This window comes from Streptomyces sp. NPDC048436 (assembly GCF_043200355.1).
Lineage (GTDB): Bacteria > Actinomycetota > Actinomycetes > Streptomycetales > Streptomycetaceae > Streptomyces.
Window position 1 is genome coordinate 156808 of sequence record NZ_JBICXP010000009.1, and the last position, 14351, is coordinate 171158.

The window sequence follows — 14351 nt, forward strand, 5'->3', positions numbered from 1 at the left end:
CAGACTTGTGACTGATCACACTGTTTGGACCGTCCGGCAAAATGGGGAACACGGTCCCCTGATGCAGGTCGACAAGGAGAGAACTCGTGGACGACGTTCTGCGGCGCGCCCCGCTCTTCGCGGCGCTCGATGACGAGCAGGCGGCGGAGCTCCGCGCCTCCATGAGTGAGGTGACCCTCGCCCGCGGGGATGCGCTTTTCCATGAGGGTGACCCTGGAGACCGCCTTTACGTGGTCACCGAGGGCAAGGTGAAGCTTCACCGGACCTCACCCGACGGCCGCGAGAACATGCTCGCGGTGCTCGGCCCCGGTGAGCTCATCGGTGAGCTCTCGCTGTTCGACCCGGGCCCGCGTACGGCAACCGCCTCCGCGCTCACCGAGGTCAAGCTGCTCGGTCTCGGTCACGGCGACCTTCAGCCCTGGCTGAACGCCCGCCCCGAGGTGGCCGCGGCGCTGTTGCGTGCCGTCGCCAGGCGCCTGCGCAAGACCAACGACCAGATGTCCGATCTGGTCTTCTCCGACGTGCCCGGGCGTGTGGCCCGCGCTCTCCTCGACCTGTCGCGCCGCTTCGGCGTGCAGTCCGAGGAAGGCATTCACGTCGTGCACGACCTCACGCAGGAAGAGCTGGCCCAGCTGGTCGGCGCCTCCCGCGAGACCGTCAACAAGGCACTGGCGGACTTCGCCGGGCGCGGTTGGCTGCGGCTTGAGGCTCGCGCGGTGATCTTGCTGGATGTGGAGCGGCTGGCCAAGCGGAGCCGCTGACGCTGTTTCTTGGCTGTGGATGGCTGTGGCTGGGGTTCTGTCTCTCTTGAGGCGGGGCCCCGGTCGTGCTTTCCCCACAAGGCTTTCCCGCCCGATTGCCCCGGGGTGCGGGGCGGGCGGGGTGCCGTCGTGGATGGACCCCTCCGTGGGGCTAGATCAGGCCGTGCTCTCGCAAGTAGTCCAGTTGCGCCCTCACCGAAAGCTCCGCTGCCGGCCACAAGGAGCGGTCCACGTCCGCGTACACGTGGGCTACTACGTCCGAAGGCGCCGCGTGGCCGTTCTCCACGGCTGTCTCGACCTGGGCGAGGCGGTTCGCTCGGTGGGCGAGGTAGAACTCGACGACGCCCTGGGCGTCGTCCATGACCGGGCCGTGGCCCGGCAGGATCGTGTGGACGCCGTCGTCGACGGTCAGGGACCGCAGGCGCCGCAGGGAGTCCAGATAGTCGCCCAGGCGGCCGTCAGGGTGCGCCACGACCGTCGTCCCGCGGCCGAGGACCGTATCGCCCGTCAGGACCGCCTGATCGGCCGGGAGATGGAAGCACAGGGAGTCCGCGGTGTGGCCCGGCGTCGGGACCACGCGCAGCTCCAGGCCGCCCGTCTTGACCACGTCACCGGCGGCCAGGCCCTCGTCGCCGAGGCGCAGCGCCGGGTCGAGGGCGCGCACCTTGGTGCCGGTCAGCTCGGCGAAGCGCGACGCGCCCTCCGCGTGGTCCGGGTGGCCGTGGGTGAGGAGGGTGAGCGCGACCCGCTGCCCCGCCTTCTCGGCCGTGGCGATGACGTTGTGGAGGTGTACGTCGTCCAGCGGGCCCGGGTCGATGACGACCGCGAGCCCTGAGCCGGGCTCGGAGACGATCCACGTGTTGGTCCCGTCCAGCGTCATCGCCGACGCGTTGGGGGCCAGCACGTTGACCGCGCGGGCGGTGGCGGGACCGCTGAGTACTCCGCCCCGGGGCTGGCCGGGGAGGGCGGCGGCTTCGGTCATGCGGGTCCCCCCGTAGGGATGTGCTTGGTGAACTCTTCGTGGCCGGGCCAGGTCAGCACCAACTCGCCGTCCTCCAGCCGCGCCTGGGCCAGAACCGGGGTCAGATCGCACCCGGACGCGGCGGCCAGGGCGTCCGCGGCCGACCCGTGGGGGCTCAGCTGGCGCAGGGTGGCGATGGTCGGCGGCATCATCAGGAGCTCGCCCTTGTCGTACCCCTCCGTGGCCTCCCCCGGAGCGATCCACACCGTGCGGTCGGCCTCCGTGGAGGCGTTGCGAGTGCGCTGCCCCTCCGGGAGGGCCGCCACGAAGAAGAACGTGTCGTAGCGCTTCGGTTCGAACTCCGGGGTGATCCAGCGCGCCCAGGCGGCCAGCAGGTCACTCCGGAGGACCAGGCCGCGCCGGTCGAGGAACTCCGCGAAGGAGACGTCACGGGCCACCAGCGCCTCGCGGTCCGCCTCCCAGTCGTCGCCGGTGGTGTCGCCCACCACGCTCGAAGGAGTCGGCCCGGCCAGCAGCACGCCCGCCTCCTCGAACGTCTCACGGACGGCGGCGCAGACGATCGCCTGCGCGCCCGGCCCGTCCACCCCGAGGCGCTCGGCCCACTCCGCGAGCGGCGGCCCCGCCCAGCGGACGAGGTGGTCGTCGTCACGCGGGTCCACGCCGCCCCCCGGATACGCGTACGCGCCTCCGGCGAAAGCCATGGAGGCGCGTCTGCGCAGCATATGTACGGCGGGTCCGGCCGCGGAGTCCCGCAGCAGCATGACCGTGGCCGCCCGGCGCGGAGTCGCTGGCGTCAGTTCGCCGCTGCTCAGCGCTCGGATGCGGTCGGGCCACTCCGGGGGGTACCACTGCCCATTAGCCATGGGCGGAGGCTATCCCCTAGTGAGCTGATGTTCGAGAGGCAACTATCGGGTGCCAGGAGACCGCGATCGGCTCAGCGACCAGGCCGAGGCCAGGCCCCGATCGGCAGCGGCCAGGCAGCGTCTGAGCAGTGCCCGAGCAGCCCTTACGCCTCGGTCAGCTCCACCTGGACCTCGACCTCGACCGGCGCGTCCAGCGGCAGGACCGCCACACCCACGGCGCTGCGGGCGTGCACGCCCTTGTCGCCGAGCACCTCGCCGAGCAGCTCGCTCGCGCCGTTGATCACCGCGGGCTGGCCCGTGAAGTCCGGGGCCGACGCCACGAATCCGACGACCTTCACGACACGCGCTACGCGGTCCAGGTCACCGACGATGGACTTCACCGCGGCCAGCGCGTTCAGCGCGCACGTGCGGGCCAGTTCCTTGGCCTCCTCCGGCGTCACTTCCCCGCCGACCTTGCCGGTCACCGGGAGCTTGCCGTCCACCATCGGGAGCTGCCCCGAGGTGTAGACGTACACACCCGACTGGACAGCCGGCTGGTAGGCGGCGAGCGGCGGGACCACCTCGGGCAGGGTCAGGCCGAGCTCGGCCAGCTTCGCCTCGACAGCCCCGCTCATGCCTGCTTCTCCCGCTTCAGGTAAGCCACGAGCTGCTCAGGGTTGTTCGGGCCGGGCACGACCTGGACGAGCTCCCAGCCGTCCTCGCCCCAGGTGTCCAGAATCTGCTTCGTGGCATGGACGAGCAGGGGCACGGTTGCGTATTCGTACTTGGTCATATGGCCGACTGTAGCCGTTGTGAGGCGCTGCTCACGGTGGCCTCCTGCTTAGCCCGGACGCCGACTGGTTAGGCTCGGAAGTGTGAGCAGGCTCCAGGTCGTCAGCGGCAAGGGCGGTACCGGCAAGACCACGGTGGCCGCCGCACTCGCGCTCGCCCTCGCGACAGAGGGCAAGCGCACCCTTCTCGTGGAGGTCGAGGGCAGACAGGGCATCGCGCAGCTCTTCGAAACCGAAGCGCTGCCTTATGAGGAGCGGAAGATCGCCGTCGCTCCCGGGGGCGGGGAGGTGTACGCCCTCGCCATCGACCCCGAACTGGCCCTTCTGGACTACCTCCAGATGTTCTACAAGATGGGCGGCGCGGGCCGGGCCCTGAAGAAGCTCGGCGCCATCGACTTCGCCACCACCGTCGCACCGGGCCTGCGGGACGTCCTGCTGACCGGCAAGGCCTGCGAGGCGGTGCGCCGCAAGGACAAGCGGGGGCGGTACGCGTACGACTGCGTGGTGATGGACGCGCCACCCACCGGGCGCATCACGCGCTTCTTGAACGTGAACGACGAGGTGGCCGGGCTCGCCAAGATCGGGCCCATACACAATCAGGCCCAGGCCGTGATGCGCGTCCTCAAGTCACCTGAGACAGCGGTCCACTTGGTGACCCTCCTTGAGGAGATGCCGGTCCAGGAGACCGCCGACGGGATCGCCGAACTGCGCGCCGCGAAGCTCCCCGTGGGGCGGGTCATGGTGAACATGGTGCGGCCCACGCTCCTCGACGAGGCCTCGCTCGAACTCGGGCTCGAACAGACGCCGCGTACGGCCATCGCGAAGTCCCTGTCCGCCGCAGGACTCGGCGGGGCACGCCGCGGCGGTGTCGCCGAGCGGCTGGTCGACCCGCTGCTCGAACAGGCCGCCGAGTACGCCGAGCGGCACGCCCTGGAGCGTTCCCAGCGGTCCGCTCTGGGCGAGCTCGGCCTCCCCCTGCACGAACTCCCGCTCCTGGCGGGGGGAATGGACCTGGCGGGTCTCTACGAACTCGCCACGGAACTGCGGAAGCAAGGGATCGCATGACCTCGGACCCGGCACGTCACCCGGACACGACACGCTCCCTGGAGGCGGCCCGCACGCTCGACGTGGACTCGCTGCTCGACGACCCGAAGACCCGCATCGTGGTGTGCTGCGGCTCCGGGGGCGTCGGCAAGACGACCACGGCGGCGGCGCTGGGGCTGCGCGCCGCCGAGCGGGGCCGCAAGGTCGTCGTCCTCACCATCGACCCGGCGCGCAGGCTCGCCCAGTCCATGGGGATCGACTCGCTCGACAACGTCCCGCGCCGGGTCAAGGCCATCGACGGCGGCGGCGGCGAGCTGCACGCCATGATGCTCGACATGAAGCGGACGTTCGACGAGATCGTCGAGGCGCACGCGGACAAGGAGCGGGCGCACGCCATCCTCAGCAACCCCTTCTACCAGTCGCTTTCGGCGGGGTTCGCGGGCACGCAGGAGTACATGGCGATGGAGAAGCTGGGGCAGCTGCGCTCCCGTGACGAGTGGGACCTGATCGTCGTCGACACGCCGCCCTCGCGCTCGGCCCTCGACTTCCTCGACGCACCCAAGCGCCTCGGTTCCTTCCTGGACGGGAAGCTGATCCGGCTGCTCATGGCGCCCGCGAAGGTGGGCGGCCGGGCCGGGATGAAGTTCCTGAACGTCGGGATGTCGATGATGACGGGGGCCCTTGGCAAGCTGCTCGGCGGTCAACTACTGCGTGACGTCCAGACGTTCGTCGCCGCGATGGACACCATGTTCGGCGGTTTCCGCACCCGCGCGGACGCCACTTACCGGCTGCTCCAGGCGCCCGGCACGGCCTTCCTCGTGGTGGCGTCGCCGGAGCGGGACGCGCTGCGGGAAGCGGCGTACTTCGTGGAGCGCCTCGCGGCCGACGACATGCCGCTCGCCGGTCTCGTACTGAACCGGGTGCACAGCAGCGGCGCCGCTCAGCTCTCGGCCGAGCGGGCGCTTGCCGCCGCGGAAAATCTTGATGAGAGCGGCATTGTGGATCAGGAGGACGGGAAGGCTGGCTTGCGTACCTCCCACGAGGCTCCCGGCAACTCCCCCGAGGCCCCCGTCAGTTCCGAGTCCCCCGGCAGTTCCGAGACTCCCGCATCTTCCGAAGCGCCCTCCGGAGCGCCGTCCGAACTCAATGACGCTCAAGCTGAACTCAATGGCGCTCAGCAGTCCATAGATCAGCAGCCCGTGGCCCAGCTGACCGCAGGCCTGCTGCGGCTGCACGCGGAACGCATGCAGCTGCTCGCGCGCGAACAGCGCACGCGTGACCGCTTCACCGCGCTCCACCCCGAGGTGGCGGTGACCGAAGTGACCGCGCTGCCCGGCGATGTGCACGACCTGGCAGGCCTTCGGGCCATCGGAGACCGGCTCGCGGCCGGTGGTGATGGTGCTCCGGCCGGAGCTGCCTGAGCAGCGGGGCTGCCCTACTGCCGCCTGGTCGGCGGGGCGTTCGATGCCCCACCGCCACGCGGCGGACGGGCGCTAACCCACTGCCGCGTAGCTCTCGTACGTCTCGTCGTCCTCCAAGTCCACGGGCAGCAGGCCCGCGCCACGCTCGTACTCGGAGCGCGCCGTCTCCAGCAGACGGCGCCAGGAGGTGACCGTGGGACGCCTGCGCAGCAGTGCGCGGCGCTCCCGCTCGGTCATGCCACCCCACACGCCGAATTCGACGCGGTTGTCCAGCGCGTCGGCCAGGCACTCCGTGCGCACCGGGCAACCGGTGCACACCGCCTTGGCCCTGTTCTGCGCTGCTCCTTGAACGAACAGTTCATCTGGATCGGTAGTGCGGCAGGCCGCCTGCGCACTCCAGTCGGTTACCCAGCCCATACCGGCGCCGTCCTCTCCCGAATCGAGGCTCCCCCACGGCGGCAGCGGCATATTCACCGCCGCCAGTTGAGGACGTTACGGAAGGTAGGGACAGCGCAACACCCCCTTCGGGCCCAATCTTGGATGGCCCGAACGGACTATGCGTAAGCGGCAGATCACCCGACGGAGTGAGCTGGCGACATGCGTGATTAACCCGGCAATTGCGGGCACTTCAGCTGAGTCACAACGGGCATCGAATGCCGCATGAGGCGAATTCGGACACACATTCCCTAGCTCTTGAAGAGCTGAAGGAGGACCCCGTTCCGGATTCGGGAGGGACGGAGGGGTTGTTGCCGGACCGCACTGCTGTGACAGTTGAGAGCAGCTTAGGCCAAGGCATTGAGGCGTGTCCGGCGAATCAGAACGTAGGCTGCCCTCATGGGAAAGAAGCGCTCGGGCGGTGGTCTGTCACCAACTCAGCAGGCCGCGAAGTTCCTAGGTGTCAGCGTGCTCGCGGGAGCCGTCCTGGCAGGTATCGCCCTGCCCGCGGCCGGCGCGCTCGGCCTCGCGGCGAAGGGCTCGGTCGAGGGGTTCGACGAGATCCCGGCCAACATGAAGCAGCCGCCGCTGAGTCAGCGCACCACGATCCTCGACAGCGAGGGCGGCTCCATCGCCACGGTCTACTCACGTGACCGCACGGTGGTCCCCCTCAAGGAGATCTCGCCGTACATGCAGAAGGCGATCGTCGCGATCGAGGACGCGCGCTTCTACGAACACGGCGCGGTCGACATGAAGGGCATCCTGCGCGCGGTCAACCAGAACGCGCAGAGCGGCGGCGTCTCGCAGGGCGCCTCCACCCTCACCCAGCAGTACGTGAAGAACGTCTTCGTCGAGGAGGCGGGCAACGACCCGACGAAGGTCGCCGAGGCCACCCAGCAGACCATCGGGCGCAAGGTCCGCGAACTGAAGTACGCGATCCAGGTCGAGGACAAACTGGGCAAGAAGCGCATCCTCAGCAACTACCTGAACATCACCTACTTCGGCCAGCAGGCGTACGGCGTCGAGGCCGCGTCCCAGCGCTACTTCTCCAAGCCCGCCAAGGATCTGCAGGTCCAGGAGGCCGCGCTGCTCGCCGGCATCGTGCAGTCCCCCAGCAGGTACGACCCCGTCAACGACACGCAGGAAGCGACGAAGCGCCGCAACGTCGTGCTCCAGCGGATGGCGGAGACGCACGACATCACCCAGGCGGAGGCCGCGGAGGCGAAGGAGAAGCCGCTCGGTCTGAAGGTGAGCAGGCCCAAGAACGGCTGCATCACCGCGGTCAGCGGCGCCGGGTTCTTCTGTGACTACGTACGCGAGGTCTTCCTCTCCGACCCGGTCTTCGGCAAGACCAAGGAGGCGCGGGCCAAGGTCTGGAACCAGGGTGGTCTGCGGATCAAGACGACCCTCGCTCCCCAGGCCCAGCGTTCCGTGCAGGCCTCGATAAAGGATCACGTCAACCAGACCGATGACGTGGCGACGGCGGCCACCATCGTCGAGCCGGGCACCGGCAAGATCCTGGGCATGGGCCAGTCGCGGCCTTACGGCTTCAAGAAGGACGAGACCACGATCAACCTCTCCGTAGACGACGCCGTGGGGGGCGGTGCGGGCTATCAGCCGGGTTCGACGTTCAAGCCGATCGTGGCAGCGGCCGCCCTGGAGCGCGGCACGCCGCCGACGAAGAGCTACGGATCGCCGTACGAGATGCCGTATCCGAGCAGCGTCGCGGCCTGCGACGGCAAGAAGTGGGTCAACTCGGGCGGCGACAAGCTCACCAACGAGAACGAGACCGAGGTCGGCCCGTACGCGATGAAGGAAGCGACCGCGAAGTCGGTCAATACCTACTACGTGGAGATGATCGGCGACATCGGGATCTGCCCGGTGACGAAGATGGCCAAGAAGATGGGCGTCGAGCGGGCCGACGGCAGGAAGATGGACCAGGCGCCGTCGATCGCGCTCGGCACCCAGGAGATGTCGCCGCTGACGATGGCGGGCGCGTACGCGACGTTCGCCTCGCGCGGTACGTACTGCACGCCCATCGCGATCGAGTCGATCTCCGACCCGGACGGCAAGTCGCTGCCGGTGCCGAAGTCGACGTGCTCGCGCGCGATGTCGCAGAAGACCGCCGACACGATCAACACCCTCCTGAAGGGCGTGGTCGAGGACGGAACGGGCCAGCAGGCGGGCCTCGGCTCCCGCCCGAGCGCGGGCAAGACGGGTACGACCGACTTCCGCTACGCCGCCTGGTTCGTTGGCTACACCCCGAACATGTCGGGCGCGGTCTGGGTCGGCGACCCGCAGCACAAGCGGCGGATGGTCAACATCACCATCGGCGGAGTCCCGTACGACAAGGTCTTCGGTGGCGAGGTCCCCGGCCCGATCTGGCGGGACGCGATGAGCGGCGCCCTCGCGGGCAAGCCGGCCCCCGGCTTCAACACCATCCACATCCCGGACGGCGCCAAGGACAAGGACAAGCCGCACGAGGACAACAAGCCGGGCGGTGGGAACGGCGGCGGCGGTGACGGCGGCGACAACGGCGGCGGTGGGGGTGGCGGCGGCGATCCGTGGCCGGACATCTCGTTGCCGCCGGAGATCATCGGGGGCGGCGGGAACGGTGGGAACGGGAACGGCGGGAATGGGAACGGGAACGGTGGGATCGGTGGTTGGGGCCGGTAGTCGGTAGCCGGTAGCCGGTAGTTCGACTGGTCCTTCTTGATACGTGTCCTTCTTGATACGTGACTGAGGGCGCCCCCTGCTTCAGGGGGCGCCCTCAGTCACGTACTCCAGTCACGTACTTCAGTCACGTACGAGTACTGCTCGTGCAAGAACTAGGGGATCCCCTAGCCCGCGAGCAGCTTCTTGACGACGGCGGCGACGCGGCCGCCCTCGGCCAGGCCCGCGACCTTCGGGTTCACGATCTTCATGACCTGACCCATGGCACGCGGGCCCTCCGCGCCGGCCGCCCTGGCCTCTTCAACGGCCTGGGCGACGATCGCCTGGAGCTCGTCCTCGGAGAGCTGCTTGGGCAGGTACTCGGCGAGGACCTCGCCCTCCGCCTTCTCCTTCGCGGCCTGCTCCGCGCGGCCTCCGTTGGCGAAGGCCTCCGCGGCCTCGCGGCGCTTCTTCGCCTCGCGGGCGATCACCTTCTGCACCTCGTCGTCGGAGAGCTCGCGGGCCGTCTTGCCCGAAACCTCCTCCTTCGTGATGGCGGTGAGGGTCAGCCGGAGCGTCGAGGAGCGCAGCTCGTCACGCCCCCTGATCGCGGCCGTGAGGTCTTCCTGAAGCTTCGACTTGAGCGTGGTCATGCGGTGATTGTCGCAGGTGCCCGCGGCCCGACGCCCCCTGATTTACGGGGCCTTCGGGTCTGACACGATGGGAGGATGCGCGCGCGATACGCAGTACCCCTGGGCATCACGGCGACGGCCGCGGCCGGTCTCGCCTACTCGGTGGGCCTCGAGCCCCGTTCCTTCCGGCTGAGGCGGGTCACGGTGCCCGTGCTGCCGGCGGGGATGCGGTCGCTGAGAATCCTCCAGGTGTCGGACATCCACATGGTCTCCGGGCAGCGCAAGAAGCAGCGCTGGCTGCAGTCCCTGGCGGGGCTCCGCCCGGACTTCGTGATCAACACCGGGGACAACCTCTCCGATCCGGAGGGCGTACCGGAGACGCTGGACGCGCTGGGCCCGCTGATGCGGTTCCCCGGGGCGTACGTCTTCGGCTCGAACGACTACTACGGCCCGAAGCCGCGCAACCCCGCCCGCTACCTGCTGGAGAAGTCGCAGGGCAAGCACGGCCTGAACGGCAACGCACCCGTCGTGAACGCGATCCACAACCCGTGGGAGGACCTGCGCGACGGCTTCGACGCGGCGGGCTGGGTGAACCTGACGAACACGCGGGGCGCCCTGAAGATCGAGGGCTACGAGATCGGTCTCACGGGACTCGACGACCCGCACATCAAGCGCGACCGGTACGAGCGCGTGGCGGGCGGCCCCGACGCGGGTGCCGACTTCTCGATGGGCATCGTGCACGCCCCGTACCTGCGCAGCCTGGACGCCTTCACCGCCGACGGCTACCCCCTGATCCTCGCGGGCCACACCCACGGCGGCCAGCTCTGCATCCCCTTCTACGGGGCGCTGGTCACCAACTGCGACCTGGACACGGGGCGCGTGAAGGGCCTGTCGTCGCACGAGGCGGGGGGCCGGAGGTCGTACATGCATGTGTCGGCGGGCTGCGGGGCGGGCCGCTACACACCGATGCGGTTCGCGTGCCCGCCGGAGGCGACGTTGCTTACGTTGACGGGGCGGGGGTAGTGCTTTGGGGGCGGGGGCGGGGGTAGTTCCTTGGGGCCGGGGGCGGGGCTGCTGGGTCAGCGGGGTGGCTGGGCTAGGCCGGGTTGCTGGGCTAGCCCGGTGGCTGGGTTGCGGGGTTGCTGGGCCAGCCGGGCCGGGTTCGGCTATGAGCCAGCCGGGCCGGGTTCGGCTATGAGCCAGCCGGGCCGGGTCCCTCCTTCCCCCCTCGCCGCCCGTCCGGACGCTGACCGCGCGCGGCTGGGCGGGAGGGTGCTTACCGTGGGGGCATGATCGCTCCGACGCCGTGGTACGCCCCCGCGGAGGCGGTCGTGCCTCCGGTACGCCGCCCCTTGGCCGGGACGTTCCGGGCGCTGGTCGCGCTGGCGGCGGCCATCGGCGTCATGATCAACCTGGGCTTGGGGAGTCCGCTACGGGTCCTGAGCTACTTCACGATCCAGAGCAATGTGCTGGTGGCGGTGGTCTTCGCGCTCTCGGCGCGGCGAGCATGGCAGGGCCGGCGCCCGCTGCCGCCGCTGGTGACGGGCGGCACGCTCCTGTTCATCTCGATCACGGGGCTCGTCTACCACTTCGTCCTGGCCGACGACGCGAGCGGCTTCTCCATGACGGGGGAGACCGCGCCGCTGACCGGCTGGCGCAGCCTGGCGAACGACCTGCTGCATACGGTGACCCCGATCGGCGCGGTCCTGAACTGGCTCCTGCTGACAACCCCCAGGAGGCTCTACCTGCGCCAGGCACTGCTCTGGATGCTCTACCCCTTGGCCTACCTGGCCTTCGCCCTGACCCGCGGCGCCCTCATGCCCCCCGGCTCGGCGGCGCGCTACACGTACCCGTTCCTGGACGTCGACGCACACGGCTACCCGGTGGTCCTGGCCAACGCGATCTTCTTCGGCCTGGCCTTCTACGCTCTCGCGGCGCTCGTGGTGGGCCTGGACCGCATCCGCCCGGAGCCTCCGCCCAGGGGCCCGAAAACCGGATTTCGTCTCCGGGCATTGGTCCGCTAAAGTAATCGATGTCGCCACGGCCAACAGCAATGCGGGCCGGTGGAGCAACGACATCGGGGTGTAGCGCAGCTTGGCAGCGCGCTTCGTTCGGGACGAAGAGGTCGTGGGTTCAAATCCCGCCACCCCGACAGCTGAAACAGCAGGTCAAGGGCTTGATCCGCATCGCGGGTCAGGCCCTTCCTGCGTCTCCGGTGATCGTTTGGGAGAAATCTGGGAGAAGATCTTGGAAGGCTTCTCCCAGAGACGGCCACCGAGCATGTACGGGCCCGGCGCCGGATCGATCACCCTGATCTGTACGTTCGCGAAGCGACTGCACGCCGACCCGCCTGGGGGCTTGTGGAGCTCGACTCAACTACCGACGGGGCCAACCTCGCGGAGTTGCCGGAATGCCGTGCGCGGCGTGCGGATCCGCAATGGAACCGTGGCGGCCACGCCCCCACAAGCACTGTGCTGACGCGCCCTTGATCATGGCCAAGTTCGGCGTGGTGAAACCATGAGCTCCTTGGGTACCGTCAGGTGCCTTACAAAGCCCTCGCCCCACCGGGAGCCCTCGAAGTGAAGCACCGAACACTGCCCACGGCCATTGCTCTTGCCACCACAGCCACGCTTCTGCTGACCGCGTGCAGTTCCGGCAGCGACGACTCGTCCTCGGACAAGATCAAGGGCGCGGGCACGCAATCGAGCACCAGTCCGTCGGCCTCCGCTGCGCCCTCCGACACGGCTGCAGGCCGCCCAAAGATCACGCTCCCCAAGAGCTTCCAGGCTGACTTCCAGGGATGGACGAACTCGGACTCCAAGAAGCAGGCGATCTTGGATGACGGCAGGCAGGAACTGCTGGCCGAGTACGCCGCGATCATCGAGGGAAACCCGGACTCCAAGGCGGTGGCCTTCTACACCGACGATGCCGCCGACCAGTCGGCCCGCAAATGGATCAAGGGCTTCGTCGACGACGACCTGGTCCTGACCGGCCGCGCCACAGTGTCGAAACCTCAGGTGAGCATCGCCGATGACGGCAGCGGCGTGTTGTTCTACTGCGTCGACGAGAGCAAGGGCTCCACCAAGAACACCAAGACCGGCGAGGTCGAGCGGACGCCCCAGAATTCCAAGGCGCGCGTCCAGTACCGCAACCGGCTCGACAAGACGTCACAGGGTGTGTGGAAGACGCGTTACTCGGAAACCGAGCGGGGAGGCTGCTGAGCATGTCGCACCCCTACAGGGCGACAAGCTTGCTGATCGCCTCTGCGCTCATCGTCGTCGCCGTGCCCGGTATGGCCCACGCGTTCGGCGAGGACGATGAGTCCAAGCAGCCGAGCAAGCCCTCGGGCCCCAGTGGCGACGCCTCCGGCAAGTCACTCATGGCATCGGTGTCCAACTCGAAGATCAAGCTCACGTACCCCGGCGGCCAGACGGCGAAGGCTTCTGTGGGTGAGCTTGCTTCGGTGGACCCGAATTGGGAGCCGCCGGCATGCTGGTACGAGCCTGCCTTCTCACCGAAGGAGCTCAAGGACGCGGTTGCCACGGGTGAGGGTGGGCTGGTCAACGCGCACGTCTGGTGGAGCAACGGCCTTTGGGTGGACCACTATGAGAAGGGGAAGCCAGACAGCAACTTCGACCTGGCCTCGCCTGAGGACAGCAGTGCCGACGGTTACAAGGACTACAACCTCGACAAGAAGGGCATGTTCTGGCGCAGCGTGGTCCGAGAAGGGCGCTACCAGGACTCCGAGGCGTGGGAATGCGGTCGCATCATGTTCTGGCAGGACGCCGGCACCATCCCCAAGGACAAGCACGCCCCCACCCCGGAGACACTCGCCGCGTTCGCCTACGACAAGATCAAGGTCCCGGACACCGAGATCGAGTTGAAGCCGCAGGCCAAGTCGACGGTGAATCTGCCCACTTGGGTGTGGCTGGACAAGGGCACCTTCAAGGACGTCACAGTCCGCGCCGACCTGCCGGGCACCGGCTTGTGGGCACAGACCACCGCGAGGCCGGTCGCCCTGCATCTGGAGCCCGGCACCGACGACGCGGAAGCCTACCCCGCCTCCGGTGACTGCGAGATCAACGACAACGGCTCCATCGGCGCCCCGTACACCAAGGGCGCCTCCGGTGAAGCCCCGCCGTGCGGTATCACGTATCTGCGGGCCACCGACGGAAAGCCGTATCAACTCAAGGCGTCGATCACCTGGGAAATCTCCTGGGAGGGCACCGGGGGCGCGAAGGGTGACCTGCCCAACGGCACCTTCGAGACCACCCAGGACATGAACGTCCAGGAGATTCAATCGATCAACCGCTGAACGGACACGCTGTGTTATTTCACGGCGACCGCGAGAGCGATTGCACACGACGACGACCTTTGCCAGCCCGTGGCATGCCACTTGCATGCCACAGAACCGACTCGCCTAGGGTCATGCAGCTGGCATGTACACAGAAGCAACGGGCGGGGGCAGGGCAGCATGTCGGACCTGAAGAAGGACGCGGAGTCGCTGCACAAGGCGGCCTCCGCGCTGGGCAAAGTGGATCACCACACCCGAAAGCCTCTGCACGACTTCAAGGCGGCCTCGCACGATCTGTCCGCCTTCGGCGTGCTGGGCTCACTGATGAGCGCGAAGGACGACATCCAGGACGGCATGGACACCGTCACCAGGGTCACCAAGAACCTGCACAAGGAGTGGGAGACCGAGGCGAAGTTCATGGGCGACGTCTCCGACGCCTTCGACCTGCTGGATGTCCTGCTGTCCGCTGCGGCGCGCGCCAAGAAGGGCTGAGCCGT

At 68.5% G+C, this 14351-nt stretch carries 15 protein-coding genes and 1 tRNA gene; 10 read left to right on the forward strand and 6 right to left on the reverse strand.

The window, feature by feature from the left end; genetic code table 11:
- The first annotated feature begins 86 nt into the window (after positions 1–86).
- Complete coding sequence (locus ACGFX9_RS28375) at positions 87–761, forward strand: Crp/Fnr family transcriptional regulator (protein WP_016642758.1); 675 nt, start codon at positions 87–89, stop codon at positions 759–761.
- A 151-nt stretch (positions 762–912) separates the two neighbouring features.
- On the opposite strand, the gene ACGFX9_RS28380 is transcribed toward ACGFX9_RS28375, so the two are convergent.
- From ACGFX9_RS28380 to ACGFX9_RS28395, 4 genes are all read right to left on the reverse strand, one after another.
- Entirely contained in the window at positions 913–1743 is an 831-nt protein-coding gene (locus ACGFX9_RS28380) for an MBL fold metallo-hydrolase (protein ID WP_393478125.1), read from the reverse strand.
- Positions 1740–2606 (reverse strand): NUDIX hydrolase, encoded by an 867-nt coding sequence (locus tag ACGFX9_RS28385; RefSeq protein ID WP_393478128.1) that lies wholly within the window; start codon positions 2604–2606, stop codon positions 1740–1742. Before ACGFX9_RS28385 ends, ACGFX9_RS28380 begins: the two co-directional genes overlap by 4 nt.
- Positions 2607–2749: 143 nt before the next feature.
- Positions 2750–3220: a RidA family protein gene (locus ACGFX9_RS28390; RefSeq protein ID WP_393478130.1), complete on the reverse strand. Its 471-nt coding sequence runs from the start codon at positions 3218–3220 to the stop codon at positions 2750–2752.
- Positions 3217–3378 (reverse strand): DUF4177 domain-containing protein, encoded by a 162-nt coding sequence (locus tag ACGFX9_RS28395; RefSeq protein WP_018386146.1) that lies wholly within the window; start codon positions 3376–3378, stop codon positions 3217–3219. Before ACGFX9_RS28395 ends, ACGFX9_RS28390 begins: the two co-directional genes overlap by 4 nt.
- Positions 3379–3460: 82 nt before the next feature.
- Here ACGFX9_RS28395 and ACGFX9_RS28400 point away from each other — a divergent pair, with 82 nt between their 5' ends.
- Both ACGFX9_RS28400 and ACGFX9_RS28405 read left to right on the forward strand, forming a co-directional pair.
- Positions 3461–4441, forward strand: coding sequence for an ArsA family ATPase (locus tag ACGFX9_RS28400; RefSeq protein ID WP_393478133.1), 981 nt, complete (start codon positions 3461–3463; stop codon positions 4439–4441).
- Positions 4438–5841, forward strand: coding sequence for an ArsA-related P-loop ATPase (locus tag ACGFX9_RS28405; RefSeq protein WP_393478135.1), 1404 nt, complete (start codon positions 4438–4440; stop codon positions 5839–5841). The genes ACGFX9_RS28400 and ACGFX9_RS28405 overlap by 4 nt, the downstream gene beginning before the upstream one ends.
- Before the next feature lie 72 nt (positions 5842–5913).
- On the opposite strand, the gene ACGFX9_RS28410 is transcribed toward ACGFX9_RS28405, so the two are convergent.
- Positions 5914–6258, reverse strand: a complete 345-nt coding sequence (locus ACGFX9_RS28410) for a WhiB family transcriptional regulator (RefSeq protein WP_167828965.1) — start codon at positions 6256–6258, stop codon at positions 5914–5916.
- Between the two features lie 417 nt (positions 6259–6675).
- Between ACGFX9_RS28410 and ACGFX9_RS28415 the strand changes: the two genes are divergently transcribed.
- Positions 6676–8952: a transglycosylase domain-containing protein gene (locus tag ACGFX9_RS28415; RefSeq protein WP_393478138.1), complete on the forward strand. Its 2277-nt coding sequence runs from the start codon at positions 6676–6678 to the stop codon at positions 8950–8952.
- A gap of 164 nt (positions 8953–9116) precedes the next feature.
- Here the strand turns inward: ACGFX9_RS28415 and ACGFX9_RS28420 are convergent, their stop codons facing one another.
- Positions 9117–9581, reverse strand: coding sequence for a GatB/YqeY domain-containing protein (locus ACGFX9_RS28420; protein ID WP_361829250.1), 465 nt, complete (start codon positions 9579–9581; stop codon positions 9117–9119).
- 75 nt (positions 9582–9656) lie between these two features.
- Between ACGFX9_RS28420 and ACGFX9_RS28425 the strand changes: the two genes are divergently transcribed.
- From ACGFX9_RS28425 to ACGFX9_RS28450, 6 genes are all read left to right on the forward strand, one after another.
- Positions 9657–10583, forward strand: coding sequence for a metallophosphoesterase (locus tag ACGFX9_RS28425; RefSeq protein WP_393478140.1), 927 nt, complete (start codon positions 9657–9659; stop codon positions 10581–10583).
- Between the two features lie 266 nt (positions 10584–10849).
- Complete coding sequence (locus tag ACGFX9_RS28430; protein WP_393478143.1) at positions 10850–11584, forward strand: Pr6Pr family membrane protein; 735 nt, start codon at positions 10850–10852, stop codon at positions 11582–11584.
- Between the two features lie 54 nt (positions 11585–11638).
- A tRNA-Pro gene (locus tag ACGFX9_RS28435) sits at positions 11639–11712 on the forward strand.
- A 427-nt stretch (positions 11713–12139) separates the two neighbouring features.
- Positions 12140–12781 carry a hypothetical protein gene (locus tag ACGFX9_RS28440; protein ID WP_393478145.1) on the forward strand — a complete coding sequence of 214 codons (642 nt, stop codon included), beginning with the start codon at positions 12140–12142 and terminating at the stop codon, positions 12779–12781.
- A gap of 2 nt (positions 12782–12783) precedes the next feature.
- Positions 12784–13875 carry a hypothetical protein gene (locus ACGFX9_RS28445; protein ID WP_393478148.1) on the forward strand — a complete coding sequence of 364 codons (1092 nt, stop codon included), beginning with the start codon at positions 12784–12786 and terminating at the stop codon, positions 13873–13875.
- A 159-nt stretch (positions 13876–14034) separates the two neighbouring features.
- Positions 14035–14346, forward strand: coding sequence for a hypothetical protein (locus ACGFX9_RS28450; protein WP_393478150.1), 312 nt, complete (start codon positions 14035–14037; stop codon positions 14344–14346).
- The last annotated feature ends 5 nt before the right edge of the window (positions 14347–14351 follow it).

Coding starts and splice junctions, on each gene's coding strand:
- ACGFX9_RS28380 (WP_393478125.1), bottom strand. CDS start 1,743: ATGACCGAAGCCGCCGCCCTCCCCGGCCAGCCCCGGGGCGGAGTACTC.
- ACGFX9_RS28420 (WP_361829250.1), bottom strand. CDS start 9,581: ATGACCACGCTCAAGTCGAAGCTTCAGGAAGACCTCACGGCCGCGATC.
- ACGFX9_RS28425 (WP_393478140.1), top strand. CDS start 9,657: ATGCGCGCGCGATACGCAGTACCCCTGGGCATCACGGCGACGGCCGCG.
- ACGFX9_RS28410 (WP_167828965.1), bottom strand. CDS start 6,258: ATGGGCTGGGTAACCGACTGGAGTGCGCAGGCGGCCTGCCGCACTACC.
- ACGFX9_RS28430 (WP_393478143.1), top strand. CDS start 10,850: ATGATCGCTCCGACGCCGTGGTACGCCCCCGCGGAGGCGGTCGTGCCT.
- ACGFX9_RS28385 (WP_393478128.1), bottom strand. CDS start 2,606: ATGGCTAATGGGCAGTGGTACCCCCCGGAGTGGCCCGACCGCATCCGA.
- ACGFX9_RS28450 (WP_393478150.1), top strand. CDS start 14,035: ATGTCGGACCTGAAGAAGGACGCGGAGTCGCTGCACAAGGCGGCCTCC.
- ACGFX9_RS28395 (WP_018386146.1), bottom strand. CDS start 3,378: ATGACCAAGTACGAATACGCAACCGTGCCCCTGCTCGTCCATGCCACG.
- ACGFX9_RS28445 (WP_393478148.1), top strand. CDS start 12,784: ATGTCGCACCCCTACAGGGCGACAAGCTTGCTGATCGCCTCTGCGCTC.
- ACGFX9_RS28390 (WP_393478130.1), bottom strand. CDS start 3,220: ATGAGCGGGGCTGTCGAGGCGAAGCTGGCCGAGCTCGGCCTGACCCTG.
- ACGFX9_RS28415 (WP_393478138.1), top strand. CDS start 6,676: ATGGGAAAGAAGCGCTCGGGCGGTGGTCTGTCACCAACTCAGCAGGCC.
- ACGFX9_RS28405 (WP_393478135.1), top strand. CDS start 4,438: ATGACCTCGGACCCGGCACGTCACCCGGACACGACACGCTCCCTGGAG.